The 26,251-nt window shown below is 63.3% G+C and carries 26 protein-coding genes; 12 read left to right on the top strand and 14 right to left on the bottom strand.

Going from position 1 to position 26,251, the window contains the following annotated elements; all coding sequences use genetic code 11:
• Positions 1-51 precede the first annotated feature (51 nt).
• Genes P2G67_RS09475 through P2G67_RS09465 form a run of 3 tightly spaced genes read left to right on the top strand, consistent with a single transcriptional unit; the run spans position 52 to position 2,620 of the window.
• Positions 52-756 carry a glutathione S-transferase N-terminal domain-containing protein gene (locus P2G67_RS09475; RefSeq protein ID WP_275822397.1) on the top strand — a complete coding sequence of 235 codons (705 nt, stop codon included), beginning with the start codon at positions 52-54 and terminating at the stop codon, positions 754-756.
• Positions 757-759: 3 nt separating this feature from the next.
• Positions 760-1,941, top strand: coding sequence for a trans-sulfuration enzyme family protein (locus P2G67_RS09470; protein WP_275822396.1), 1,182 nt, complete (start codon positions 760-762; stop codon positions 1,939-1,941).
• A gap of 55 nt (positions 1,942-1,996) precedes the next feature.
• Positions 1,997-2,620 (top strand): glutathione S-transferase family protein, encoded by a 624-nt coding sequence (locus P2G67_RS09465; RefSeq protein ID WP_275822394.1) that lies wholly within the window; start codon positions 1,997-1,999, stop codon positions 2,618-2,620.
• A 10-nt stretch (positions 2,621-2,630) separates the two neighbouring features.
• On the opposite strand, the gene rsmA is transcribed toward P2G67_RS09465, so the two are convergent.
• From rsmA to P2G67_RS09450, 3 genes are all read right to left on the bottom strand, one after another.
• Positions 2,631-3,521 (bottom strand): 16S rRNA (adenine(1518)-N(6)/adenine(1519)-N(6))-dimethyltransferase RsmA, encoded by an 891-nt coding sequence (gene rsmA, locus P2G67_RS09460; protein WP_437124254.1) that lies wholly within the window; start codon positions 3,519-3,521, stop codon positions 2,631-2,633.
• A 26-nt stretch (positions 3,522-3,547) separates the two neighbouring features.
• Positions 3,548-4,804, bottom strand: coding sequence for a peptidylprolyl isomerase (locus tag P2G67_RS09455; RefSeq protein WP_275822390.1), 1,257 nt, complete (start codon positions 4,802-4,804; stop codon positions 3,548-3,550).
• Positions 4,805-4,927: 123 nt separating this feature from the next.
• Positions 4,928-7,033 carry an LPS-assembly protein LptD gene (locus P2G67_RS09450; protein ID WP_275822388.1) on the bottom strand — a complete coding sequence of 702 codons (2,106 nt, stop codon included), beginning with the start codon at positions 7,031-7,033 and terminating at the stop codon, positions 4,928-4,930.
• Between the two features lie 233 nt (positions 7,034-7,266).
• Between P2G67_RS09450 and tmk the strand changes: the two genes are divergently transcribed.
• The 6 genes from tmk (at position 7,267) to P2G67_RS09420 (ending at position 12,642) form a co-directional block, all read left to right on the top strand.
• Positions 7,267-7,938, top strand: a complete 672-nt coding sequence (gene tmk / locus P2G67_RS09445; RefSeq protein ID WP_322099675.1) for a dTMP kinase — start codon at positions 7,267-7,269, stop codon at positions 7,936-7,938.
• Positions 7,935-9,068: a DNA polymerase III subunit delta' gene (locus P2G67_RS09440; RefSeq protein ID WP_275822386.1), complete on the top strand. Its 1,134-nt coding sequence runs from the start codon at positions 7,935-7,937 to the stop codon at positions 9,066-9,068. Before tmk ends, P2G67_RS09440 begins: the two co-directional genes overlap by 4 nt.
• A 29-nt stretch (positions 9,069-9,097) precedes the next feature.
• Positions 9,098-10,657: a methionine--tRNA ligase gene (metG, locus tag P2G67_RS09435; protein WP_275822384.1), complete on the top strand. Its 1,560-nt coding sequence runs from the start codon at positions 9,098-9,100 to the stop codon at positions 10,655-10,657.
• Entirely contained in the window at positions 10,657-11,442 is a 786-nt protein-coding gene (locus P2G67_RS09430) for a TatD family hydrolase (protein ID WP_275822382.1), read from the top strand. The genes metG and P2G67_RS09430 overlap by 1 nt, the downstream gene beginning before the upstream one ends.
• A 125-nt stretch (positions 11,443-11,567) precedes the next feature.
• On the top strand, positions 11,568-12,236 hold the full coding sequence (locus P2G67_RS09425; protein ID WP_275822380.1) for an MBL fold metallo-hydrolase: 669 nt from the start codon (positions 11,568-11,570) through the stop codon (positions 12,234-12,236).
• Between the two features lie 4 nt (positions 12,237-12,240).
• Positions 12,241-12,642, top strand: a complete 402-nt coding sequence (locus P2G67_RS09420) for a DUF1499 domain-containing protein (protein WP_275822378.1) — start codon at positions 12,241-12,243, stop codon at positions 12,640-12,642.
• Between the two features lie 128 nt (positions 12,643-12,770).
• On the opposite strand, the gene P2G67_RS09415 is transcribed toward P2G67_RS09420, so the two are convergent.
• Together P2G67_RS09415 and P2G67_RS09410 are read right to left on the bottom strand one after the other, a co-directional pair.
• Positions 12,771-13,505, bottom strand: a complete 735-nt coding sequence (locus tag P2G67_RS09415; protein ID WP_275822376.1) for a substrate-binding periplasmic protein — start codon at positions 13,503-13,505, stop codon at positions 12,771-12,773.
• A 121-nt stretch (positions 13,506-13,626) separates the two neighbouring features.
• The gene (locus tag P2G67_RS09410) at positions 13,627-14,223 is read right to left on the bottom strand and encodes a DUF1989 domain-containing protein (protein WP_275822374.1); all 597 of its coding nucleotides are present in this window, start codon (positions 14,221-14,223) and stop codon (positions 13,627-13,629) included.
• A gap of 167 nt (positions 14,224-14,390) precedes the next feature.
• Here P2G67_RS09410 and P2G67_RS09405 point away from each other — a divergent pair, with 167 nt between their 5' ends.
• From P2G67_RS09405 to P2G67_RS09395, 3 genes are read left to right on the top strand one after another with little or no spacing between them, the layout of a single operon-like run.
• Entirely contained in the window at positions 14,391-15,275 is an 885-nt protein-coding gene (locus P2G67_RS09405; protein ID WP_275822372.1) for a DUF481 domain-containing protein, read from the top strand.
• A gap of 46 nt (positions 15,276-15,321) precedes the next feature.
• Positions 15,322-16,164: a nucleoside triphosphate pyrophosphohydrolase gene (mazG, locus tag P2G67_RS09400; RefSeq protein WP_275822370.1), complete on the top strand. Its 843-nt coding sequence runs from the start codon at positions 15,322-15,324 to the stop codon at positions 16,162-16,164.
• Positions 16,161-16,937, top strand: a complete 777-nt coding sequence (locus tag P2G67_RS09395; protein WP_275822368.1) for an SDR family NAD(P)-dependent oxidoreductase — start codon at positions 16,161-16,163, stop codon at positions 16,935-16,937. The genes mazG and P2G67_RS09395 overlap by 4 nt, the downstream gene beginning before the upstream one ends.
• 2 nt (positions 16,938-16,939) lie before the next feature.
• Here P2G67_RS09395 and P2G67_RS09390 read toward each other — a convergent pair whose 3' ends face one another.
• The 9 genes from P2G67_RS09390 to ntrX form a co-directional block, all read right to left on the bottom strand.
• Positions 16,940-17,746 carry an inositol monophosphatase family protein gene (locus P2G67_RS09390; protein ID WP_275822366.1) on the bottom strand — a complete coding sequence of 269 codons (807 nt, stop codon included), beginning with the start codon at positions 17,744-17,746 and terminating at the stop codon, positions 16,940-16,942.
• Between the two features lie 108 nt (positions 17,747-17,854).
• A complete protein-coding gene (groL, locus tag P2G67_RS09385; protein WP_275822364.1) occupies positions 17,855-19,516 on the bottom strand; it encodes a chaperonin GroEL in 1,662 nt (553 codons plus the stop codon).
• Positions 19,517-19,572: 56 nt separating this feature from the next.
• Positions 19,573-19,860 (bottom strand): co-chaperone GroES, encoded by a 288-nt coding sequence (groES, locus tag P2G67_RS09380; protein ID WP_275822362.1) that lies wholly within the window; start codon positions 19,858-19,860, stop codon positions 19,573-19,575.
• 198 nt (positions 19,861-20,058) lie between these two features.
• Complete coding sequence (gene hflX, locus P2G67_RS09375; RefSeq protein WP_275822360.1) at positions 20,059-21,357, bottom strand: GTPase HflX; 1,299 nt, start codon at positions 21,355-21,357, stop codon at positions 20,059-20,061.
• A gap of 65 nt (positions 21,358-21,422) precedes the next feature.
• Positions 21,423-21,677, bottom strand: coding sequence for an RNA chaperone Hfq (hfq, locus tag P2G67_RS09370; RefSeq protein WP_275822358.1), 255 nt, complete (start codon positions 21,675-21,677; stop codon positions 21,423-21,425).
• Positions 21,678-21,803: 126 nt separating this feature from the next.
• Positions 21,804-22,511, bottom strand: a complete 708-nt coding sequence (locus P2G67_RS09365) for an HAD family hydrolase (RefSeq protein WP_275822356.1) — start codon at positions 22,509-22,511, stop codon at positions 21,804-21,806.
• Positions 22,508-23,392: a D-amino-acid transaminase gene (locus P2G67_RS09360; protein WP_275822354.1), complete on the bottom strand. Its 885-nt coding sequence runs from the start codon at positions 23,390-23,392 to the stop codon at positions 22,508-22,510. Before P2G67_RS09360 ends, P2G67_RS09365 begins: the two co-directional genes overlap by 4 nt.
• A 53-nt stretch (positions 23,393-23,445) precedes the next feature.
• Positions 23,446-24,822 carry a Trk system potassium transporter TrkA gene (trkA, locus tag P2G67_RS09355; RefSeq protein WP_275822352.1) on the bottom strand — a complete coding sequence of 459 codons (1,377 nt, stop codon included), beginning with the start codon at positions 24,820-24,822 and terminating at the stop codon, positions 23,446-23,448.
• Between the two features lie 6 nt (positions 24,823-24,828).
• Positions 24,829-26,211, bottom strand: a complete 1,383-nt coding sequence (gene ntrX / locus P2G67_RS09350) for a nitrogen assimilation response regulator NtrX (protein WP_275822350.1) — start codon at positions 26,209-26,211, stop codon at positions 24,829-24,831.
• Positions 26,212-26,251: the final 40 nt, after the last annotated feature.

The raw sequence follows: 26,251 nt of genomic DNA, 5'->3' as shown, positions 1-26,251 counted from the left end.
CCGTGGCCTTGCCACCTTCTGCCAACCGACAGCAGATCGTGGGAGGTCCCTATGCCGCAGCCGATTCAGCTCTACACTTGGCCTACGCCCAATGGGCACAAGGTGCATATTCTCCTCGAAGAGCTGGAGCTGCCCTACAAGGTCCATCCCATCGACATCGGCAGCGGCGACCAGTTCGACCCGGCGTTCCTCAAGATCAGCCCGAACAACAAAATGCCAGCCATTGTCGATCCCGAAGGTCCGGACGGCGAGCCAATCTCGCTGTTCGAGTCCGGCGCGATCCTGCTCTACCTCGCCCAGAAGTATGGCCGCTTCCTGCCTGAAGAACCGGCCGCACGCTATACGGCCCTGCAGTGGCTGATGTGGCAGATGGGCGGGCTGGGTCCCATGCTGGGTCAGGCGCACCACTTCCTGCAGTATGCGCCGGAGCCGATCCCCTACGGGCAGCAGCGCTACAGCAAGGAGGCCCAGCGTCTCTACGGCGTGCTGGACAAGCGGCTGGCGGAAGTCCCCTACCTCGCCGGCGAGGAGTACAGCATCGCTGATATTGCCGCCTGGCCCTGGACCCGCACGCCGGAGCGGCAGGGGGTTGAGCGCGAATCCTATCCGCACTTCTGCGACTGGTTTGATCGCATCGCGGCGCGCCCAGCCGTCCAGCGAGGCGTTGAGGTGCTTGCTGACAGGCGGAAACCGGAAATGAGCGCGAAGGACAAGGAGTTTCTCTTCGGTGCAGCCCAGTATGAGCGGAGAGCCTGATCCATGGCCAAGCCCTTCCCCCTGGAGCAGCAGCACCCGGAAACCCTGGCAGCGCAGGCGGGCGGCTATCTCGACCCCGCGACCGGCGCCCCCATTCCGCCGATCCAGCCCGCCACCACCTTCGCGCGCGGCGCCGATCACGGGCCGCCGCCGCTGACCGATTACATTCGCACACACAGCCCCAGTTGGACCTCCACGGAGGAACTGCTGGCGCGCCTTGAGGGCGGCGCCGAGGCGTTGCTGTTCTCCTCCGGCATGGCCGCCGTGCACGCGGCGGTGATGGGGCTGCGGCCCGGCGATCACATCGTCCTGCAGGAGGCGCTCTACTACGGCGTACGGGGCTGGATCCGACGTTTTTGTGAAGAGTGGGGCCTGGGCCTCACGCTGGTCGATGCCACCGACCTGGCGGAGCTCGAAGCGGCAATGCGCCCGGGCGAAACAAAGCTCGTGTGGATCGAAACACCAAGCAACCCGCTCTGGCGCGTGGTCGATATCTCGGCGGTCGCTGGGCTGGCGCATGCTGCGGGCGCGCGCCTGGCTGTGGACAACACCGTTGCCACACCGGTTCTGACTCGTCCGCTGGCGCTGGGTGCCGATCTGGTGATGCACTCGGCAACCAAATATTTGAACGGGCATGGCGACGTGCTGGCGGGGGCGCTGGTAACCGCCCGTCACGACGAGCATTGGACGCGCATCCGGGAGCACCGCGACCAGACCGGTGCCGTCCTGGGCCCCTTCGAGGCCTGGCTGTTGTTGCGCGGGATGCGTACGCTGCCACTGCGCGTGCGCCGCCAGTGCGAGACGGCCGGATTGCTGGCCCAGCGCCTCAACGGTCATCCCGGCCTGGAAGCGGTGCTCTATCCGGGTTTGTCGGACCATCCCGGCCACGCCATCGCCGACCGACAAATGACCGGCGGCTTCGGCGGCATGCTCAGCCTGCTGGTGAAGGGCGGCGCCGAGGAGGCCATCGAAGTGGTCAAGGCCTGCCGCCTGGTGCTGCCGGCGACCTCCCTGGGCGGGGTGGAGAGCCTGATCGAGCACCGCGCCACGGTGGAAGGCCCCGACAGCCCGGTGCCGAAGAATCTGCTGCGCCTGTCGATCGGGTTGGAGCATTCGGAAGACCTGGCAGCGGATCTGGAGCAGGCGCTTCAGACCGCGGTCCTCGATCGCCATAGCGGCCCCTGACCCTCACACATCATCCGAAGAGTTCACGTTGCCCAAAGGCAAGGAAGGGAGACTCATGACCATTGACCTTTACACCTGGAGCACACCCAACGGTTACAAGGTTTCCATTGCGCTCGAGGAACTGGGGCTGCCCTACAACGTGCATCCCATCAACATCACTCAGGATGAGCAGCTTGCGCCGGACTTCCTGAAGATCAGTCCGAACAACAAGATCCCCGCCATCGTCGATCCGGACGGCCCCGAGGGAAAGCCACTGGCGCTCTTCGAATCCGGCGCCATTCTGCTCTACCTAGCCGAGAAGACCGGTCAGCTCATGCCACAAGAGCCGCGGGCCTATTGGCAGGCGGTCCAGTGGCTGATGTGGCAGATGGGCGGCTTCGGCCCCATGCTCGGCCAGGCGCACCACTTCCTGCGTTTCGCCAAGGAAGACGTCCCCTATGCCAAAAACCGCTACGCCAATGAGACCCGCCGGCTCTACGGCGTACTCGACAAGCGCCTTGGCGAAGCGGAATGGCTGGCCGGAGACAGCTACTCCATGGCCGACATCGCGACCTTCCCCTGGGCCGGCCGCCACGAATGGCAGCAGGTGGATCTCGCTGACTTCCCGAATGTGAAGCGCTGGTTCGACGCCATAGCGGCGCGCCCGGCGGTTCAGCGGGGCAGGGTGGTGCCCAAGTAAGCCAAGAGGATTACTCTGGCCCCTGCTCCGAGAGCGCCTGAAGCTTGCGGGCCAGGAGGCAGAACTCTTCTACCGAAAGCTCTTCCGCGCGCGCAGTTTCAGCGATGCCGCTGTCCTGCAGCAGCAGGGCAGGGGACAGTCCAAGGCCCTTCAGGGATTGGCGCAGCATCTTACGCCTTTGCCCAAAGGCGGCGGCCGTCACGCGCTCCAGGTCCGACAGCCGGCAGGGCGCCAGCGGCTGCGCGCGCGGCCGCAGCAGGACAACGCTCGACACCACCTTCGGCGGCGGCGTGAAGGCAGATGCGGGGATGTCGAAAACGATGTCCGCCTCGCAGAGCCACTGGGTCAACACAGCGAGGCGACCGTAGGCCTTGCTTCTCGGCGCGGCCACCAACCGCTCGGCCACCTCCTTCTGGAACATCAGGACCAGCCGGCTCAGCACCATGGGATCGGCAGCGATCTGCTGCAGCCAGGCGGTCAGCAATGCCGTGCCGACATTGTAGGGCAGGTTGCTCACGATCGTGCGTGGCGCGGTGCCCAGTTCTTCTAGCGGCAGTCTGAGCGCATCCGCTTCGATGAGGGACAACCGCTTGTGCGAAGCCTCGACGAGTGACGCCAGCGCAACCTGGCAGCGCCGATCCTTCTCGACCGCGATCAGGCGCTCAGCGCCTTCCAGGAGCAGCGCTCGTGTCAGTCCACCAGGACCCGGTCCGACCTCGACGACGGTGGCGCCCTGCATCGGGGCGGCCAGGCGCGCAATACGGCGGGTCAGGTTGAGGTCGAGGAGAAAGTGCTGCCCAAGGCTCTTTCGGGCAGCAAGTTCATGCTGCGCGATCACTTGGCGCAGCGGCGGCAAGGCAGCGACGGGGTCAGACGCCATTTCCGTTGATTGATCAGCAATCACAACGGCGGCGCCCAATCATGCCTCTATAGACGCACATCGATGTTCGCGGCACGCCGCAAATCGCGCATGTAGCGGGCCGACAGCATGTCCAGGCGTTCGCGCCGCAGGCTTTCCGCCACCGCGTCCCGATCAAAGTTCCCGCCTTCGATTTCCCGGTCGCAAACAAAAAGGACCATGACGCTCTCGCCGGTGAAGATCGGGGGACTTGGCACACCCTGCGGCAAGTTCAGCGCCAGCGAGCGCAGTTCATCGGACATGTCCTGCGTGTTGATGAAACCCATATCTCCTGAGCCCGCGCCACCGATCTCGGCAGCCAGATCTTCGGCGGCTGCACAGGAATCGATGGACACGGTCGCTTCCTCGGCCTGGCGCATCACGGCGTCCTCCTGGCCAGGCTCCGCTTCCCACGCGATCTGAGTCAGTCGGACACGGCCTTCGCCCCCGCCGCTGCCGCCCATGCTTCCCTGCCGCCGGTCGATGAGCACCAGGATGTAGTAGCCATTGACCGAAGGAATGGGACCGGCGAGATCGCCGGGTTGCATGTCAGCGATGACACTGGCGATGTCAGGCGCCAGGCGTGATTGGGACACAAAACCGCGATCGCCTCCCGCCGCGGCTGTCGGAGCCTGCGAAAACTGAGCGGCAAGCTGCTGAAAGCTGGCGCCCTGCGCGAGTTGGTCGATCAGGCGCTCGGAAAGCTGACGCGCTTCGTTTTCCTCCGCCGTTCCCTGGAAGGGGATGAAGATCTCGGCAAAGCGCGCCTGAACCTCTGCGTCCTGACCGCTCATGCGATCGACTGCTTGATCGATCTCTTCCTCAGTCACCTGCACGTCAGGAACCACCTGAGCGGACAGGATCTTGTTCCAAGCCACGCTCGCGCGAAGCTGATCATGGATCGACTGCAGCGGCGCGCCGTTACCTTCCAACATGTTGACGAACTGCTCCGGCGTCATCTCGTTGCGCTGCGCCATCTGCTCCAGTGCCTGATCGACTTCTTCCTCGGAAACCGAAATGGACAGGCGCTCGGCCTCCTGGCGCTGGAGTTGCTCGTCGATCAACTGCCGCAGCACCGGACCGGCGATCTGGTTCAGAGTCTCTTCGTTCTCGGGCAGGCCAGATGCCAGCAGTGCCACGCGGATCCGCCCCTCGAAATCCAGTCGCGAAATCACCTCGTCGTTCACGACGGCGGCCGCGGTGAAAACGTCCTGTGCTGCGGATTGCCGTGGACCCGACAGAGGCCAGACGAGGGCAATCAGCAGGGTGAGGACAAGAATTCTCATATCGGCGTTACCCTTTACATGGTCGCACTACAGCCCACGAGGCCAAGCGGCGGCACTATAAGCGGCTGTTACACCGCGAACAACGCGCGAGGCGGTTTTGGTCTGACGGCTTGACGCGCACGGCTAATCGCTCCCCGCGCCGCCGAGATAGCGGAAGGTGATGTTGAAGAGGAAGTTGTAGCCCGGCTCGATTTCTCGATCCCGATAGCGGCGACGCTCGACGCCGGCGCTGAAGTTGAAGCATTCGCACTCGAAGCCGAGTGCCAGGCCGACCCGGGGCGTGTAGTCCTCGGCCAGGTCTCGAGTGGCGTAGGCCGAGGCATACCAGCGGCGTGAAAGTTGGGCGTTGATCTGGCCGGAAACCTCTTCGCGGCGCCCGAAGAAGCTCTGGTTGCTCAGGTCTGGGATATCCATGTAGCCGAGCTCGACGTTCAGATGATCCGGCCCCAGCCGGGCTTCGGCTTCCTGCTGCAGCGGTCGCAGGCTGCTGTGATCGAGCCTGGCCCGGTAGACAAGATCGATCTCATCAATCGGGCGCAAGCGCAGGCGGGTGACGAAGTCGGAGCGCCGGTTGCGCAGGCCGCTGTCGGCCGGGAAGGCGTTGTTCTTCTCGAAGCGGTAGCTCTGTCCCAGAAAGAGCTCACTGTAGAAGCCTTCCCCGGTGGCGAGGGAGTAGTTGAGGCCGTAGTCGACGCGCGAACCGCTGTCGACGCGGTCGAGGCCGGGATAGCGGCTGATCGAGAAGAGGTTGGTGTCGTCGAAGGTGATGTCGACACTGTCCTCATTGGGGATGCGCCGATGATTGCCTCCCGAGGGCGCTGCGACGAACTGCACCGTGGGTTCCAGCGTCTGCTGGAGCCCTTCACTCTGGATCAGCCAGGGGTAGCGCACCTCCAGCGAAGCGTGAGGAAAGATTCGTCCCGTGGTGATCTGATCGTCGGGATTGGCGGGATCTGGGTCGCTGGACCCGGGCTGGTGACCCTGCGTCCAGTAGCCGTCCATCTGCACGGCCGCGCGGAACTTGTAGACCTCGCCGAAGCGACCGATGGCGGGAAGCGTTATGCCGGGCGTGACCGACAGCCGCCCCACCTCTCGTCCCTCACGCCGCACGATGGACAGCAGGCTGGCATCGAGGGTCGGGTAGGCGCTGCCCCACTGCGGTTCGCCGGCGTGGCTGAACTCGAGCAGTGGCAGGACGATGGGCTGGCGTTTCTCGGAAAGCTCATCGGTCAGTATCTGGTAGGCAAAGGCATTTGCGCCGAAATAGCTGCGCCCATCGAAGCGCTCGGCAAAGGCGTGGCTGTTGTAGCGGGACGCGTCCACAAAATCGTAAGCGCGCAGATAGCTCTGGTCTGTCGAGCGGCGCAGATCGTAGCCGGCGCGCCAGCGATCGGTCAGGGAGAAGCGCCCGCTGGCATCGATGTGGCCGCGGAAGCTCTCCTCACGCCAGCGGTCGTTGAGGTCGCGTCGCCGGGAATAGGTGCCGCTGACCTCCGTGCGCATCTCGCCGTAGGGCAGAAGCTGGCGGTGCTCCAGACTGAGAACCGGCAGGCGGTTCTGCATGATCCGGGGTGTGAGAGTGATGTCCGAGGTGTCGTCGATGACGTGGTAGTAGGGCAGGTTGATGTAGGCACCCTGAAAGGAGGTGCTACCAAAGCTGGGGGAGAGCAGGCCGCTTTGACGGGTCACCGTCCAGTCCGGATGCTGGAAGTAAGGGGTGTAGGCGACCGGAATGCCGAACATGTTGAGCCGCGCATTGCGATAGCGCAGGGTCCGCGCTTCCTGGTCGTGCGTAACCTCATCGGCCTCCAGGTGCCAGAGCGGTTGCTCCTCATCGCCGAAGGTGCAGGCGCTGCAGGGCGTGAAACGGGCCTTATTGAAGACCGTGAGATTATCGCCGGTGCGCACGGCATTCGCCGCCGTCATACGGTTGCTGCCGCGCAGCAGCGCGCGGACCTGATTGACAAAGGCCTCGTCCAAGTCGCTGGTGACCTCGGCGCGCTCGGCAAAGACGGCATCGCCGTTGTCGTCGATGATCGCCACGTTCCCTTCGGCAAGGATCACGTCGCGATCGGTGTGATAGATGATCCTGTCGGCCCGAAGGGTCCGCGTGCCGTAAGCGACTTCGACATCGCCTTGCGCCGTAATAGTGCCGGCATCGCGATCCTGTATGACTTCCCTGGCGCTGAGCAGCGCATCGGGCTGCTGCGCCAAGGTGGGGCCAGCCATCAGAAGGGCTCCCGCGAACAGGCATGCAAGGCCGGCGCCCAGCGCTCGCACCATGCCTTGCCGGCAGCCCCCGATCAGTCTGCGCATCATACATTCCCTGCCTGCAACCGGCCGCGACTCCCGGCCGACCGTGATTCCGACCTTTAGCGCGGTAGAGGCACTAATCCTAGGGCCGATCTCGACGCAATCCGCGACACCGATGCCCACAGCGACCTGGCACCTGGAGCATCGCGTTGACCCTTCCCGCAGCGCGGGGCAGTCTCGGCCCCATGGCGCGCGGAAAGTTCATCACTTTGGAAGGCGGGGAAGGGGCGGGCAAGTCTACCCAGTGCACTGCGCTTGCTGCTGTCCTGCGCGACCAGGGGCTAGAGGTGCTGGAAACACGCGAACCCGGAGGCAGCCCTGGCGCCGAGGAAATCCGCGAACTGCTGGTGCATGGCTCGGCCGGACGCTGGGATGCACAGACGGAGGCGCTGCTGGTCTTCGCGGCCAGACGCGATCATTTCGTCACCCGAATCGAGCCAACGCTCTCGCGCGGCGCCTGGGTGATCTGTGATCGCTTCGCGGATTCGACCTACGCCTACCAAGGGTACGGTCGTGAACTGCCGCTGGAGCCGCTGCGCGCGCTCTATCGCTTCACCATCGGTGAACGCCAGCCGGACCTGACGTTGCTGTTCGACCTGCCGGTAGAGATTGGCCTGGCGCGGGCAGCCGGCCGGCGCGGCGCAGCAGAGCGCTTTGAAAGCCTGACCAGCGTCTTTCATGAACGCGTGCGACAAGGCTTCCTGGCCATGGCTGCGGCCGAGCCCCAGCGCTTCGCACACATAGATGCGACGCAGCCGCTCGAAGACGTAACCTTGGAGGTGCGGCGCAGCGTTGCAGCACGCCTTGGGGTGCCGCTGTGAGCCGGGTCAAGTCGCGCCAGGGCAGCAGCGACAAGGAGACGCCCTCCCATCCCCGCGAAACGGCGGATCTGCTGGGACAGGCGGAAGCGGAGCAGCACCTGCTGCGCGCCTATCAAAGTGGCCGCTTGCCGCACGCCTGGCTGTTGACCGGCCCGCGCGGCATCGGCAAGGCCACCCTGGCCTATCGTTTTGCGCGATTCCTCTTAAGCCAAGCCGAAGACTCCCCCGCCGATCCGGCTCTGTTTGAGACCGCCGCTCCCGCGAAGAGCTTGGACATTGCGCCCGAGCATCCGGTCTTTCGGCGCGTCTCAGCTCAGAGCCACGCCGATCTCCTGAGCATCGAGCGGCGCGCCCGAGACGACGGTAAGCTCAAGCGAGACATCGATGTCGAGTCCATCCGCGATCTGAACAGTTTCCTGCACATGACGGCTTCCGAAGGCGGATGGCGGGTGGGCATCGTCGACAGCGCCGACGAGATGAACAGCAACGCAGCCAACGCCTTGTTGAAGGTGCTGGAGGAGCCACCGGCCAATGCCGTGCTGCTGCTGGTCAGTCATGCTCCTGGCCGTCTCTTGCCCACCATCCGCTCGCGCTGCCGACGCCTCGCGTTGACGGCGCTGGAAGAATCCGCCGTGCTGCACCTGCTGGAGCGGGCATTGTCTGAAGCCGATCCGACCCAACGCCTGTTGCTGGCGCGCCTGGGGGAGGGGAGCATCGGGCGAGCGTTGGAACTGGCGGAGGAGGGCGGGGCAGACCTTTACGAAGGCCTGCTGGCGGTGCTTTCCGATGCGCCGCGCCTCGATCCGGTGAAGTGCCACGCCTTCGCCGAGAGCATCGCGCGCGATGCCAGCGGGCGCCGGCTCCGCACCGTGAGCGACCTCCTGCTCTGGTGGCTGGGGCGCCTGATTCAGGCGGCCGGCCGCGGCCAGATCTGCGAAGCGCTGGTGCCCGAGGAGGAAGGCCTGGCGCAGCGCTTGCTCGCCCGGGGCACGCTTGCGCAGTGGTTGGCCCTGTGGGAGAACCTTGAGCGCCTATTTACCCAGGCCGAACGCGCAAGCCTGGATCGGAAGCAGGTAATCCTCACCGCGCTGGACCGCCTCGCTGCCGTGACTGCGACGCGCGCCGTTTGATAGCGCCTTCCTGGAGTCGAACTGCACCGATGTCTGTCCGGACAGATAGCTACTACATCACCACGCCCATCTATTACGTGAACGACGTGCCGCACATCGGCCACGCCTACACGACGCTGGCCTGCGACGTGCTGGCGCGCTTCATGCGGCTCGACGGCAAGGAGGTCTTCTTCCTGACCGGCACCGACGAGCATGGGCAGAAGGTGGAGAAGTCGGCGCAGAAGGCCGGGGAGGAACCCCAGGCCTTTACGGATCGCGTGAGCCAGAACTTCCGCGACCTGGCCGCCGTGATGAACTTTTCCTACGACGACTTCATCCGCACCACCGAGGAGCGCCACCACCGTTCCTGTCAGGCGCTGTGGGAGAAGCTGGTGGCCTCCGGCGACATCTATCTGGACAAGTATGCCGGCTGGTACGCGGTGCGTGACGAAGCCTTCTACGGCGAGGACGAGCTAACCAAGACCGAGGATGGCAAGCTTGTGGCGCCCTCCGGCGCCGAGGTGGAGTGGGTGGAGGAACCATCCTACTTTTTCCGCCTTTCCGACTGGCAGGACCGCCTGCTCGATCACTACGAGCGCAACCCGGATTTCATCGGGCCGGAGAGCCGGCGCAACGAGGTGGTGTCCTTCGTGAAGGGGGGGCTTCGGAATCTGTCAGTCAGCCGCACGACGTTCAACTGGGGCATTCCCGTGCCGGGTGATCCCGAGCACATCATGTACGTCTGGCTGGACGCACTGACGAACTACATCACCGCTGCGGGCTACCCCGACACCGAGAGCGATACCTTCCGGCAGTTCTGGCCCGCCAATCTACACATGGTGGGCAAGGACATCCTGCGCTTTCATGCGGTCTATTGGCCGGCCTTTCTCATGGCGGCAGATGTGCCCCTGCCTCGGCGGGTCTTTGCCCACGGCTGGCTGATGAACCGCGGCCAGAAGATGTCGAAATCCATCGGCAATGTGCTGCGGCCGCAGGATCTGGTGGACACCTATGGTCTGGACCCGGTGCGCTACTACTTGCTGCGCGAGGTGCCTTTCGGCTCTGACGGCTATATCAGCCATGAATCGATGGTGGCCCGCATCAACGGAGACTTGGCCAACGACCTCGGCAACCTGGCGCAACGCGTGTTGTCGATGATCGCCAAGAACTGTGGCGGCGCGGTCCCTGAAGCCGGCGAACTGCAGGAGAGCGACCAGGCGCTACTCGACAAGGCCGCGGGCTTGCGTGATCGCCTGCGCGAACTCTACGATCAGCAGGCCTTCCATCGAGGCCTGGAGGCAACCTGGCAGGTGGTCGGTGACGCCAACCGCTATGTTGACGAGCAGGCTCCCTGGGCTCTGCGCAAAACCGATCCCGCCCGGATGCAGACGGTGCTCTGGGTGCTGGCCGAGACGGTGCGTCGCCTGGCGCTGCTGAACCAGCCCGTCATGCCCGACGCCATGGCAGCGATGCTCGATCAGCTTGCCGTGCCGACAGACGCGCGCAACTTCGACCAGATCGAGGCGGCGCTCGTCCCCGGCACGCCGTTGCCGCGGCCGCAGGGCGTTTTCCCGCGCTTCGTGGAGGCTGCGGAGGAGGGCGGGGCGTGATGCTGGTCGATTCCCACTGCCACCTTGATTACCTGGAGCGCGAAGGCGATTCGCTCGAAGAGGTGGTGACCCGCGCGCAGAGGGCCGGTGTTGGCCGCTTGGTAACCATCTCCACCAAGCTCAGCGAGTTCGACACAATCCGCGGCATCGCCGAGCGCTTCGCAGCGGTCTATTGCTCCGTTGGCGTGCATCCGCACGAAGCAGGGGAGGAGGGGGTAGAGGATCCCCAAAACCTGCTGTCGCGCTGTGCCCACCCCAAGGTCGTCGGGATCGGCGAAACCGGCCTGGACTATTTCTATGAGCACAGTCCCCGCGAGGCGCAGCAGCGCTCATTTCGGGCGCACATAGCCGCGGCGCGAGAAAGCGGGCTGCCGCTCATCGTGCATGCACGCGATGCCGATGCCGACACCGTGGCGATCCTGCAGGAGGAGCATGCACGCGGGGCCTTTCCCGGCGTGATTCACTGCTTCACGGCGGGTCCGGAGTTGGCGCAGGCCGCCCTGGAGATCGGCTTTTATATCTCCCTGGCTGGCGTGGTGACCTTCAAGAAGGCCGAGGCACTACGCGAGACCGTCCGACAGGTGCCGCTGGAGCGGCTGCTTGTTGAAACGGATTCTCCCTATCTCGCGCCGGTGCCCAAGCGCGGAAAACGCAATGAACCGGCGTACGTGGTGCACACAGCGGAGAAGATGGCTGAACTGATGGATGTTTCGGCCGACGAACTGGCGGAGGCAACCACGGCAAACTTCTTCCGGCTGTTCTCCAAGGTTCCGGCGCCGCAATGAAGGTAACGATCCTGGGATGCGGTGGATCCGGAGGTGTGCCTCTGGCTGAGGGCTCGCCCGGGGGGCACTGGGGTCGCTGCGATCCGGATCACCCGCGCAATCGACGCCGACGTTGCTCTATTCTGGTGGAAACACAGGGCAGGGCGGTTCTGATCGACACCTCGCCGGATCTGCGCGCGCAGTTGCTGGACAATGCTGTGGAGCGGATCGACGCAGTGCTCCTGACCCATGCCCATGCGGATCATTTGCACGGACTGGATGAGTTGCGCTCCATGGCGAACAGGCGCAAGGCCTCTATTTCCGCCTACATCCCACGCCGAGACCACGCCCAGATCACCGCCCGCTTCGACTACGCATTCGCATCCAGCCATACAGCCAGCCGCCTATATCCGGCCATCTACGATGATCGGCCGGTGGAGGATGGATCTTTCGATCTGCTGGGGTTGCCAGCTCAGGCTTTCGCCCAGAATCACGGCAATGTCACCAGCACCGGATATCGCATCGGATCAATGGCTTATTCGACCGATGCCAAGGAACTGGATGAAGCAGCCTTTGCAGCGCTGCGCGGCATTGACCTCTGGATCGTTGACTGTCTGCGCTATCGAGAACACCCGACGCATTCGCATTTTGAGCAGACGCTAGGCTGGATTGAGCGGGTCAAGCCGAAGCGCGCACTGTTGACTCACCTCAATCATGAAATGGATTACGAAAGCCTGCGCGCGGCCTGTCCGCCGGGAGTCGAACCGGCCCACGATGGCCTGACTGTCGAGATTGCGGATAAAGGCCCGGATTAAGGCCATGCAGCGGGATCTCAAGCAGTTCAGCTTCACAGACCTGACGGTCCCGGCTTCACCAAACTGGTTTCTGGCCTGTCCGCCGCAGTCCGGCCTGGCAGCCTGCAAGATGCAGGCACCGATCTATCCCATGGCCACGGCGGAACTGCGCGCGCGCTTTTTCGATGTGGCCAGTTCCGAGGCCCGCGTTGCGCTCGTCGCTGATCAGTCAGAACACAATCGCTATCGGTTCATCCAGAAGAGCCGGCTCTTCAAGTTCGTCGATGAGATCACCGTGGAATTCGTTGAACTCACAGCAGAGACCTCCAGCCTTTACCTTCTCAGCCGCTCACGGGTCGGTTGGTGGGACATGGGGGTGAACGCTCGGCGGGTCCGGCGGTGGTTGCGCAAACTGGGCCGTCTCTGATCAGCAAAAGCCAGCCTGTACCAGATCGACTGGCGCCTCCGAGCTATCGCCCTCACCCGTTATTTCTTCCCATAATATACATTATGCGTTTTAACGTTCGGCAGATAGCACCATCGGTAACCGCGCGCTCACTCCCCGTTCGGTTCCAGTAGTTCCTCCACACCCACACCATAATCCTCGCGCATCGCCTCGACCCGCTCGGCATTGTCTTCCAGCCAATGATCGAACTGTGCGATCAGTTCCGGGTGCTTGGTGGTCGAGAGATGGTAGGTGCCACGGTCGTACGGCAGGTCGTCGCGAAAAACCAACTGGTCTGCCGGCAGGCCGTTCTCCGCGGCCACATGCTTCGCCACCGCCACATTGGCATAGGCGGCGTCGATCCGGCCGGCGAAGAGCTGACGGAGCACAGGCACGAGATCGGTGCTCTCGATCAGCTGCAAAGAGTCGTCCTCGATGCGATCGAGCCAAGCCCAGGGCGTGAAGCCGAGCACGGTCCCAATGAGTTCGACGTCATGACCATCCCGGGCCTCGGTCACGAGGTTCCCGTCGATGTAAGTCATGGCTGGGGCGCTGTAGGCGATCGTTCGTCCCGCTTTGCGATCTTCCGCCCAGCGCGGATTGTCCGGGTATTTAAGATCGATGCTGCCGGAAAGCAGTCCACTGTAAAGCCGAGTGATGGGCAGCGGTCTGTAAACCAGGTCGTAGCCGTGATCCTCAGCGAAAGCATCCAGAATGGCACGGCCGAAGCCGGCATACTCGCCGTTCTCGTCGCGACCGTAAGCCGGCAGATAATTCAGCTCCTCGACACCCACGATGAGCGGGTTTGCGCGCTCTTGCGCCCCCGCAACGGCAATCCACGCCATCGCGGCCACCAGAACACAGGCGAACCGCCTGACAGAGATCATCCCCACTCTCACCCCCTTCCCTGCTGCTGCACCTGAAAGCCGCGGCCGAGGTGAACAACGAAGTAAGCACTGTGCACGATTACACAAGCGTGTAATGCGCTTCCATCGGCGTGCAGGCCTCGCCATTGATCGGCAGCATGTCCTGGGGACAGGCGGACATCACCGCGATGCAATCCATCTCCGCACGCATATCGACATAGTCACCAGGCTTGGAGACTGGTGCCTCGAAGGCAACGCCGCCCGCAGCATCGACCGGAATGTTCATCCAGAGGTTCAAGGGGCTGGGGCACTCCGGCGCACGCTGCCCGATGGCGCGCATCGCCGCATGCAGGTTGTCAGTGCAATTCTCGTGATAGTCCCGGCACCCCAAACCGGCGTAGCGATGACTGTCGCATGCAGCGATCAGCGTGTCGTGGACCCCAGGTGAGGTGTCTTGCGTCAGGGTGAGAATGGGCCGTCGCCGATTGGTGACAAGGGCGTCGCCGGCTTTGGGGAAGATCCGGCCCAGACTGGCGCGCAGATGCTCCATGGAAAGGAACTCTAAAGGATCTTCAGCACTGAAAGCCCAGAAGTCCACGACCTGGCTTCCATGGGTGTTGATGATCCGCAAAGTCTGTCCCTGGACGAGGCGCTGTGCCCTGCCCCGGCGCGGCGGAATGCGCTCAAGTGCGTCCATGCCCGGCCTCCTCATTTTTCTCATGTCGCCAACATTTGAAACTTACGGCGCTCGGCAGCTGTCTTAGCTAAGTGTGGCAGAGGATTACAGACAACACCCTATGTAAAGCGAGCCTGCTTTGTGCACTGCTGCTCTTTCCCCACGAGAGACCGGCGATGGGGCAGGAAATGCCGGCAGAGCAAGTGCGGCTGGAGTTGCGGGGCGGCGATCGGCTGAGCGGGCATGTTCTGGCCGAGGACGACGAAGTCATCACGCTTCTTACCAGTTTCGGCGCGGAAGTGGCCGTTCCCCACGAAGAGATCATCGCGGCCGAGTGGCTGGACCAGGCCCCGTCCGAACCTGCGCATGCCGATCCAGCGCAGGCATCACGGCAGGGGGAACCGGAAGAGCCCATCGAGGTCACAGGTGAGATGGAGCTGGGAGCCGCCTTGGTGGCCTCGGCGCGCGATCGCCGCGACTATCTTTCCCGACTCGACCTCACCTTTCGGCGTGGCGGCGACCACCTCCGCCTGCGCGGCTTGGTGGACATTCAAGAGGCGAACGATGTTAAGCTGCGTGATCGCCAAAGTGCCGCCATCTCCTTTCAGAAGGAACTGACTGCGCCCTGGTTCACCACACTTTCAGGGCGCTGGCTCCGAGACCCGACGACAGGGCTCAGTCACCGTACCACTGCCTTCGCGCAAGTGGGGCGGACCATCTTTGACGATGACCTACACCGCCTCACAGCAAAGGCCGGGCCGGGATTCGCGGAAGAGCACCGCAAAGATGGAACCGACTGGATCACGCCCCTGCTCGCATGGGGGCTCGAGTACGAATTCTATTTCAGCGGTTTCTGGGAGCGCTTCTCTCTGAGCCACGAGCAGGAAGGCAGCGTCGATCCCCGGGGCAGTCCCTTGCGCCTGCTGCTGGAGAGCGACACGGCTCTGCGCTACCGCATCACGGATGACCTCTATGTTGCGTTGAGCGGCACAGTCGATCTCGACAGCCTGTCGCCGGACACGGCACGGACCTTGGATCGGCGGCTGCAACTGCGCCTGGGCTATGCCTGGTAGGCTTTGCTGTCCTTGCGGGCCAAGGCTTAACGACTAAACTTGCCGCATGTCAGAGCCCCCTGCCCCGCACAAGCCCGCGATCGATCGTCTGCTCGCGGTGATGGCGCGACTGCGCGATCCCCAGGATGGCTGCCCCTGGGACGTGGCCCAGACTTTCGAAACCATCGCGCCCTACACCATCGAGGAAGCCTACGAGGTCCACGATGCCATCGAGCGCGGCGACCGTGCGGCGCTGTGTGATGAACTCGGCGACCTGCTGCTCCAGGTCGTTTTTCATGCTCGCATGGCTGAGGAAGAAGGCAGCTTCGATTTCAATGACGTGGCTGCAGCGATCGAGCGCAAGATGCTGGATCGCCACCCGCACGTATTCGCCGCTACGACCTACGACACTCCCCGGGCCCAAAAGCTGGGATGGGAAGCGATCAAGGCGCAGGAGCGCGCCGCCAAGGGAGAAAAGGGCGTCCTCGACGGAGTGCCGCCTGCCCTGCCCGCGCTGCTGCGCGCCTGGAAGCTGCAGCGGCGTGCCGCACGCGTGGGGTTTGACTGGCCAACTGTGGAGCCGGTGCTGGCAAAGGTGAGGGAAGAGCTGGACGAACTCGAAGCCGAACTCACCGGCACCGTCGACAAGACGCGCGTCGAGGAAGAACTGGGCGACCTACTGTTTTCGATTGTCAACCTGGCGCGCCACCTCGACGTCGAGCCGGAAACGGCTCTGCGCCGTGGAAACGCAAAGTTCGAGCGCCGCTTTCGTCAGGTGGAAGCCGAAGTGGCAGAAGCCGGCGCGAGCCTCTCGGCATGCTCCCTGGAGCAGCTTGAAGGGGCTTGGCAGAATGCCAAGAGCCGCGAAGCACCAACATCCACGGAAACAAAAGGAGATAGACAGGGATGATCACGCGAACCGACCCCGCCAGCCTCACGGTCTTCATCACCGGTGCAACCGCCGGCTTCGGCGCCGCTGCTGTGCGCCGCTACGCCAAAGAGGGCGCAAAGGTGATCGCCACCGGCCGCCGCCAGGACCGTCTTGACGCGCTGCGGGATGAACTTGGCGACAATGTGCACGTCAGCCGCCTCGACATTCGTGACAAGGCGGACATTGATCGCTGTCTGGATGGGCTTCCCGACGCGTTCAAGGAGGTCGATGTGCTGGTGAACAACGCCGGCCTGGCCTTGGGGCTGGAGCCAGCGCAAGAGGCGGTCCTCGACGACTGGACCACGATGATCGAGACCAACGTGACGGGGCTCGTTTACGCCACCCGCGCCATCCTGCCGGGCATGGTGGCACGAGACCGCGGCCATGTCGTGAACATCAGCTCCGTGGCGGCCAACTACCCCTACCCCGGCGGTAATGTCTACGGCGCCACCAAGGCTTTTGTGAAGCAGTTCTCGCTCAACCTGCGCGCCGATCTCCTCGGAAAACAGGTGCGGGTGACCAACATCGAGCCCGGCATGGCCGAGACCGAATTCTCGGAGGTGCGCTTCAAGGGCGACAAGGACAAGGCTTCCAAGCCGTACCAGGGCCTGCAGCCCATGACCGCAGACGACATCGCCGAGGCGATCTTCTGGGTTACCACCCTGCCCCGGCACGTGAACATCAACCGGCTGGAGATGATGCCGGTGATGCAGGCCTTCTCACCCTTCTCAGTCCATCGGGAGAGCAAGTAGCTTTAGTCGCCCAGCAGCGTCGTCTGCAGGGCATCCCAGTGCGCCGCATCCGCTGCCAGGAGCAGCCCCGGCGCGCGATAGTCCCTGGCCGTGTAGGGCCGCCCATTCAGGAGGCGGCCCTGCCCCCCGGTCTCTTCAAGGATCAGTACACCAGGACAATGATCCCAGGGTTTGGTCTTGGTGAAGAGGGCGAAGTCGCTGTCGCCTGTCGTCAGGCGCAAATACTCCTGTCCCGCGCAGCGCAAGCTCTTGAGGCGCCCCACCTTTGACTCGTTGCGCGAAAGAGCGCGCGCCACCTGGGGATCGGTGGTGGAGCCAAAATGCAAGGTTCCCTGCAAGGCGGTGACGGCCTTCCCTCGCGTCGCGCGCAAGCGTTCCCCGTTCAGGTAAGCGCCCTCCCCTCGCTCGGCGATGAGCATACGCTGACCGACTGGATCGTAGATCCAGCCACCGAGTGTCTCGGTGCCGCGGGTCAACGCCACCATCACCGCAAAGGTCGCGCTGCCGCGTGCGAAGTTACCCGTTCCGTCAATCGGGTCGATGATCCAGACATGGCGGTCGCCCTCCAGACGGTCGAGCACCGTGGGGTCGTCTTCGACCGCTTCTTCGCCCACGACCAGTGAGCCCGGCAGGAAATCGGGCAGGCGCCGCTCGAGTTGCCGTTCCACTGCAATATCCGCAACGGTCACGAGGTCACCTGCCGCCTTGCGGCGCACATCCTCATCAGCCAGGGCGCGAAAGCGCGGCATGGCCTCTTCCGCGGCCACTTCGCGCAAGACCGCACCAATGCGCTCAAAATCCGGAAACATCACCAATCCGCTTACAGTTGATCGAGTTCAATCAGGCTTTGATACACGAAGGGCCGCGGGTTTCCCCGCGGCCCCAGTGTTCGCTTTGAACGGTCCGAGTGACGGGGCTTAGAAGCCCATGCCACCCATGCCGCCCATACCACCCATGCCGCCCATATCGGGGGCACCGCCGCCGGCGCCGTCCTTCGGCTCCGGCTTCTCGGCAATCATGGCCTCGGTGGTGATCATCAGGCCGGCGACCGAAGCCGCGTCCTGCAGGGCCGTGCGCACGACCTTGGTCGGGTCGATGATGCCAGCCTTCACGAGGTTGGTATACTCGCCGTTCTGGGCGTCGTAGCCCCACTCGACGTCAGTGCTCTCCAGCAGCTTGCCGGCAACCACTGCGCCGTCAGTACCGGCGTTCTCGGCGATCTGACGCACCGGCGCCTGAATGGCACGGCGCACGATCTCGACACCCACCTTTTGGTCGGCATTGGCGACAGAGACACTGTCCAGGGCCTTGAGCGCGTAGAGGAGCGCGGTACCGCCGCCGGGGACGATGCCTTCTTCGACAGCCGCACGAGTCGCGTGCAGAGCGTCGTCGACGCGGTCCTTCTTCTCCTTCACCTCAACCTCGGAGGCACCGCCGACACGGATCACCGCAACGCCGCCGGCCAGCTTGGCCAGCCGCTCCTGCAGCTTCTCACGGTCGTAGTCGGAGGTGGTCTCTTCGATCTGCGCCTTGATCTGCGCGACCCGAGCCTCGATGTCCTGCTTCTCACCAGCGCCGTCGACGATGGTGGTCTCTTCCTTGGTGATATCGATCTTCTTCGCTTCACCAAGCATGTCGAGAGTGACGTTCTCGAGCTTAATGCCGATGTCCTCGCTCACGACCTGACCGCCGGTCAGAACAGCGATGTCCTCGAGCATTGCCTTGCGGCGATCGCCGAAGCCCGGAGCCTTCACGGCCGCAACCTTCAGGCCACCGCGCAGCTTGTTGACCACCAGAGTCGCCAGGGCTTCGCCCTCAACATCCTCGGAGATGATCAGCAGCGGGCGAGAGGACTGAACCACAGCCTCGAGCACCGGCAACATCGCCTGCAGGTTCGAGAGCTTCTTCTCGTGCAGGAGGATGTAGGGGTTCTCGAGCTCGCAGATCATCTTCTCGGAGTTGGTCACGAAGTACGGCGAGAGGTAGCCGCGATCGAACTGCATGCCCTCGACGACTTCGAGCTCGGTCTCGAGGCTCTTGGCCTCCTCGACGGTGATGACACCCTCGTTGCCGACCTTCTGCATGGCCTCGGCGATCATCTCGCCGACCGTACGATCCCCGTTGGCGGAGATGGTGCCCACCTGAGCGACTTCCTCCGGCTTGGAGATCTTGCGCGAACGGCTGCGCAGATCCTCGACCACCACGGCCACGGCTGCATCGATGCCGCGCTTCAGGTCCATGGGGTTCATGCCGGCGGCCACCGACTTGGAGCCTTCGCGCACGATAGCCTGGGCCAGAACGGTCGCCGTCGTCGTGCCGTCACCGGCAGTGTCGTTGGTGCGGGAAGCGACCTCACGCACCATCTGCGCGCCCATGTTCTCGAACTTGTCGGAAAGTTCGATCTCCTTGGCGACCGTCACACCGTCCTTGGTGATGCGCGGGGCGCCGAAGGACTTGTCGAGCACCACGTTGCGGCCCTTAGGGCCCAAGGTCACCTTCACCGCATCGGCGAGGGTGTCGACGCCGCGCAGCATGCGCTGACGGGCATCGGTGCTGAACTTAACTTCTTTCGCAGCCATGCATTCGCTCCTTGCTGCTGGAATTATTCAAAGATCGCAGGGCGTTATGCCTGCGCTCAGGCGAGCACGCCCATGATGTCGGACTCGCGCATGATCAGCAGCGTCTTGCCGTCGATCTTCACTTCCGTACCGGACCACTTGCCGTAGAGGACGGTGTCGCCTTCCTTGACGTCCAGCGGGTTGACCTTGCCGTCATCGCCCCGGGCACCCGGGCCCACGGCAATGACCTTACCCTGCTGCGGCTTTTCCTTGGCGGTGTCCGGGATGATGATGCCGCCGGCGGTCTTTTCTTCGGCGTCGAGCGCCTCCACCACCACGCGGTCGTGCAACGGGCGGAACTTCATTCTCGTCCTGCTCCCTTTATCCGGAGGTCTGTATCGGTTGTCGGGGCTGAGCCCCTTCTGGCACTCACCTGCTGTGAGTGCTAACGATCCCGGAGATAGGCGGCCGGACCGGTGAAGTCAACCTTAGTCAGCGGCCTTACCACCGGGGGATAGCATCGCAATGTCAGGGCACCGCGATGTCGGTCTGCGTGATGCTGGTCAGTGTTCGACGGAAACCGAAGGACCCATCTCGCCCTGCTGAATAGGCAAGCGATCGAAACGAGCGCGCTCGATGGGCGATAGACTCACACGCAACCACGTGTGGCCGTCGCCTTCCTCCCGATCCAAGACCTGCCCGTGCTGATAGAGCCAGGCCAGCGTCTTGCCGTCGGCCGCGTCCACTTCCAGTTCCAGGACTTCATGGTCGCGCTGCAGCCCCTGACGCACCGCTTCGAGCAGGTCAGGCAAGCCCTCACCCTTGAGCGCCGATACAGCCACCAAATGGTCGTCGCGAGCACACTGTGCTTGCAATGCGGCGCGCGCCTCGGGCTCCAGCAGATCAATCTTGTTGAAGACCTCGATGACCGGCCGTTCGCCGGCCTCACCGGGACCGAGACCGAGATCCTGCATGATGGCGTCCACTGACGCCTTCTGCTCTTCATGCTCCGGGTCACTCACATCCCGCACGTGCACGATGACGTCAGCCGAAATCACTTCCTCCAGCGTGGCCCTGAAAGCCGCGACCAGATGAACCGGCAGATCGGTGATGAACCCGACGGTGTCCGACAGAATGATTGTCTCGCCCGACGCCAGTTCGAGCCGCCGCATAGTGGGGTCGAGCGTGGCGAAGAGCATGTCCTCGGCCATGACGTCCGCGCGAGTCAACGTGTTGAAGAGGGTGGACTTTCCGGCGTTGGTGTACCCCACAAGCGCCACCACCGGATAGGGTACCTTCTGGCGCGCGCTGCGGTGCAGGCCGCGCGTGCGCTTGACCTGTTCGAGATCCTTCTTCAGCCGGATGATTTTTTCATCCAGCATGCGCCGATCGAGCTCGATTTGGCGTTCACCCGGACCGCCCATGAAGGCGCCACCGCTGCGCTGACGCTCCAAGTGAGTCCAAGAACGCACCAAGCGCGACCTCTGGTAGGTCAGCGCAGCGAGATCAACCTGCAGCCGCCCTTCCTTGGTGCGTGCACGTGCGCCGAAGATCTCCAGGATCAGGCCCGTACGATCGATGACCTTGCGGTTCAGTGCGCGCTCCAGATTGCGCTGCTGGCCAGGTGAGAGCATGCAGTCGAAAACCACAAGATCGGCTTCCGTCTCCTCGGCTTGAGCCGACAGGCGCTCGACGACGCCTCCGCCAACAAAAGTTGCCGGGTTCGGCCGGTCGAGCGGGGCGATATCCGTGCCCACGATCTCCAGCCCAATGGCCTGGGCCAGGCCAATGGCCTCCTGCAAACGGGCATCAGCGGAACGCTCCGACTGCCCAGGCCCAGGCTTCACTGCCGGATGCAGCACCAGGGCACGCCCCGCACTCCCTTCGGAATTGGGGTTGGTCGCACTCTGCTTCGAAGTCTCTTGCGTCAGTCCTCGGCTCCTTCTTTGTCGGTCACCTCGAACAGCTGAATCGGTGCCGATGGCATGATCGTCGAGATTGCATGCTTGTAGACGAGTTGCGAGTGCGCGTCGCGCCGCAGCAGCACGCAGAAATTATCGAACCAGGTGACGATGCCCTGCAGCTTCACCCCGTTGACCAAGAAAATCGTGACCGGAATCTTGTTCTTGCGGATGTGGTTGAGGAAGACATCTTGTACGTTTTGCGACTTTTCACCGGCCATTGCGTTAGACCCTCTTCTTTCTCTATCGCTTCGTTATTCGCGTTTCGTTATTCGTATGGGCCATTCGACCAAAGCACAGCCATGCTTGGTCGGCTCCAAACCATTTCGCTGGCGCATCGGCCGTCATCATGCCGGATGCATCGCTTCTCCGGAAAACCTTGTCAGGCATGCCGCTTCGACCAACAACAACAGGGCGGCAAAGTCCGGCAGGTGCCTCGCCACGCGCACCCCCGCGAACTCGCCGTCGGCAGGTGCTTCGCGACGCAGCAGAACGCCCGTGCAGCCTGCATTGGCTGCACATAGCAGATCGACATCGGTATCGCCGACAAACCACACAGCAGAGGTGGGTTCCACCTCCATCGAACGCAAGGCCATTCGGACCGGTTCCGCGTCGGGCTTGTCCCGGATAGCGTCATTGGCCCCCACGACGGCACCGAAGTAGTCGGACCAAGCCAAGGCTTCGACTTCCCGTCGTAAATAGGGCCCGGCCTTGTTGCTGACCACCCCCATCGGCAGAGATAACTGCGCCAAGGCCGCAAGGCAGGCTTGCGCGCCCGGCAGGCTTTGCAGGCCTTCCAGATGACGCCGCGCAAAGCTGTCGTAGAATATGGTCATCGCCTCGTCCGCCCGCGCGCCAAACAACTTGGGGAAGGCGTCGCGGGCCGACTCGCGCACGCGCTCGCGCGCCTCCTGCAAGGTCCAGGGGGTCATGCCGAACGCGAGAAACGTGTCCTTCAGGGCCAGATGAATCGTGCCCCAACTGTCTATTAGGGTGTTATCCCAGTCGAAAAGGATCGCTGCAGGCGCCGGCAATGTGGCCTGCGTGTCGCTCACGCCGCCTCCTCCTGATTCTTTCGGGTGGCTGGATCAGCGGTAACGTAATCAATGTAGAGCTGGCGCAAGCGCATCGTCAGCATGCCTGGATGCCCATTGCCGACCGGTGTGTCGTCGATCTGGACGATCGGCATGACCAGATTGGTGCTCGACGTCAGGAAGGCTTCACGCGCTGCATACGCCTCCTCCACGGTGAAAGGCCGTTCTTCGAATTCCATGCCGGCAGCCTTTGCCGCCTCAATCAGTGAGAGCCGCGTTATGCCGCTCAAGATCAAGTGGTCGGCCTTGCGGGTCACCAGCTTGCCGTCGGCGGTGACGATCCAGGCATTGGTGGCCGAACCTTCACTGACCGTGCCATCCCCTTCCACCAGCCAGGCCTCTGCCGCGCCAGCCTCGACCGCCTCCTGCTTTGCCAGGCAGTTCGGCAAGAGGGAGATGGACTTGATGTCCCGCCTTTGCCACCGGATGTCAGGCGTGGTGATGACCTTGATGCCTTTTTCCAACTGCTCAGAGGTATGCGGCTTCGTCTGCCGTACGGTCATGACCAGCGCAGGTTTGGCCGCTTTCGGAAACTTGTGGTCCCGCGGTGCCACGCCACGGGTCACCTGCATATAGAGAAAGCCGTAGGTCAGTTGATTGCGCCGCATCACCTCGGCGCTGATCATCTTCAGCACCTGGCGCGACTTCGGCATGGCAATGCGCAGCTCAGACAGGGAGCGCTCCAGTCGGTCCAAATGCGCATCTTCATCGATCAGCTGCGAGTAGAATACGGGCACGACTTCATACACGCCATCCGCAAACTGATAGCCGCGATCCTCGATATGAACCGCGGCATCGCGATGCGGAACGAAGCGGCCGTTAACGTAGGCAATGCGCGGCATGGTGATCCCTTTGGCAAAAATGATCGTTGATACAGGCGCAGAATAGCTTTCGGTCAGAAGAATTCCAGCTTAACGGAAAAGAGCCTCTCAACCTTCTTCACAGCGCCGGGCTTGGCGAAGAGCACCACCAGATCACCCGCCTGGATCACCGTTCCGCCACGGGGCACCACGAAGGCGCCGTTGCGCACCAGAGCGCCGATCACCACCCCATCGGGCAGGCCGGCCTCGCGAATTCTGCTGCCCGCAAGTCCTGAGGTCTCGAGCACCTCGGCCTCGATCACCTCCCCGACACCATCGGCCAGAGAATGAGCAGCCCGAATTCTCCCACGCCTCACATGCTGCAGGATGGTGGAAACGGTGATCGCTCTGGGGCTGACCACCGTATCCACACCCAGACCAGGCAGGAGTTGAGCGTAAGAGGTGGAGTTGATCAGAGTGATCGCACGGGCACAGCCCTGCTTTTTGGCCAGCAGCGCGGCCAGGATGTTCACCTCATCATCATTGGTGACGGTGATGACCGTTTCGGCCGTACCGACGTTGGCTTCTGCCAGAATATCCTGCTCCAGCGCATCTCCATGGATCACGACTGAACGCCGCAGAGTCTGTGCCACGCGCTCTGCGCGCACCTTGTCGTACTCGATGACCTTGAGCTGCACGTAGCTGTGCCGCTCTTCGATGGAGCGCGCCAGTTCCAGACCGATATTGCCACCACCGATCAGCACCAGGCGCCGTGCCTCCTTCTCGGCATAGCCGAAGGAGAGCATCGCGCGCTCCAGGTGCGCGGTCTCGCACATGAAATAGACGTCGTCCCCGGGCTGCAGTTCGTCGTCACCGCCCGGGGCGATAACGTTATCGCCGCGTCTGATGGTGACAAGGTAGATGTGCAAGTCGGGAAAGAGGTCGGTCAGTTGGCGCAGGGGCGTGGAGATGATTGGCGTTTCCTCGCGGACGTGCACGCCAACGAGCGTCACCTTGCCGCCCGCCAGGTTGATCGCGTCGAAAGCACCGGGAATCATCAACCGCCGTTCGATTGCACGCGACACCTCGACCTCGGGCGAGATGATCACGTCTATCGGCAGGTTGGACGCTGAGAAAAGATCAGACCATAAAGGGTTGAGATAGCTCTGATTTCTTATGCGAGCGATCTTCGTCGGCACCTCGAACAGCGAGTGACCAACCTGACAGGCCACCATGTTGACCTCGTCAGCATAGGTCACGGCGATCAGCATGTCCGCGTCCTGCGCCCCTGCCCGCTCCAGCACGTCCGGATGCGAGGCGAAGCCCACCACGCCGTTGACATCCAGCAGGTCGGTAATCTTCTGGATAAGCTCCGGCGACTGGTCGACGACCGTGACGTCCGCCGATTCTCCAGCCAGATAACGGGCGATATTGAAGCCGACCTGCCCTGCCCCGCAGATGATGAATTTCATGCGGCCCTACCGTTCCGAGGTCGAGATGCCCAGCAGGCGCAGTTTGCGATGCAGCGCGGAGCGCTCCATTCCAACGAACGCTGCCGTGCGCGAGATGTTGCCGCCGAAGCGGTTGACCTGGGCGTCGAGGTACTGCTTTTCGAAGCGCTCGCGAGCCTGGCGTAGCGGCAGCGCCAGAAGGTCGGCGGCACCATTGCCGCTGAGCGCCGGCGTCTGCGAGGTGATCTCCGGCGGGAGCATGTCCGCGCCGATCGGATCCCCGGGCCCGCCGGGCGCCATGATCAACAGCCAGTCGACCACGTTGCGCAACTGACGGACATTCCCCGGCCAGTCGTAGCTCTGCAGCCCCACCAGGGCATCCTCCCCCAGCTTACGCGACGGCATGCCCGCGTTGTTCGCCGCGCGCTGCATGAAGTGCGCGACAAGATCCGGGATATCCTCGCGACGGTCTCGCAAGGCAGGCACCCGGATGGGCACGACATTCAAGCGGTAGAAGAGATCTTCGCGGAAACGCCCTTCCTCGATCAGGCTGGCCAGATCGCGATTGGTCGAAGCCACGACCCGCACATCGACCTCCACGCGCCGCGCACCGCCGACGCGCGTGAAGCTCTGGTCCTGCAAAACGCGCACGATTTTACCCTGGGTCTCGAGCGGCATGTCCGCAACTTCGTCCAGGAGCAGCGTGCCACCATGGGCCCGCTCGAACGTCCCGATCTTGGCCACACGCCCCTGCTCACCGCCCTGCTCAACGCCGAAGAGTTCGCTCTCAAGACGGTCCGGATGCAAGGTGGCACAGTTGAGCGCCATGAAGGGACCGCTGCTGCGGCGTGAGTTCTGATGGATGAGGCGCGCGACCACTTCTTTGCCGGTGCCGGCTGCGCCGGTGATCAGCACCCGGCTTCCGGTCGGCGCCACCTTGGTGACGGCCTGACGCAGATGGGTGACCGCTGCGCTTTGGCCCAAAAGGTCGGTCTCCGGCGCCGCGCGCAGGCGCAGTTCCTCGTTCTCCGCCCGTAGCCGCGCCGCTTCGATGGCGCGCTCCACCACCAGGAGCAAACGATCGGCTTTGAAAGGTTTCTCGATGAAGTCGTAGGCACCCAGCTTGATCGCCTTGACCGCGGTTTCGATGTTGCCGTGCCCGGAAATCATCACCACGGGCACGCCGGCATGATCGCGCTGAATGCGTTGCAGAATCTCCAGGCCGTCCATACGGGAATTCTGCAACCAGATATCCAGGATAACGAGATGAGGCCTGCGGTCACGCAAGGCGTCCAGGGCTTCATCGGCATTGGCTGCGCCACGTGTGCCATGCCCCTCATCCTCCAGAACGCCGGAGATCAACAGGCGAATATCCGCTTCGTCGTCAACGATCAGTATGTCGTGCGCCATGTCACCTTGCTCATTCGAATACCGGATATCGCAACTGGTC

It is taken from the genome of Aquibaculum arenosum, from assembly GCF_029222965.1.
GTDB classification, from domain to species: domain Bacteria; phylum Pseudomonadota; class Alphaproteobacteria; order Kiloniellales; family DSM-21159; genus Aquibaculum; species Aquibaculum arenosum.
This window is presented reverse-complemented; position numbering and strand designations above follow the sequence as displayed.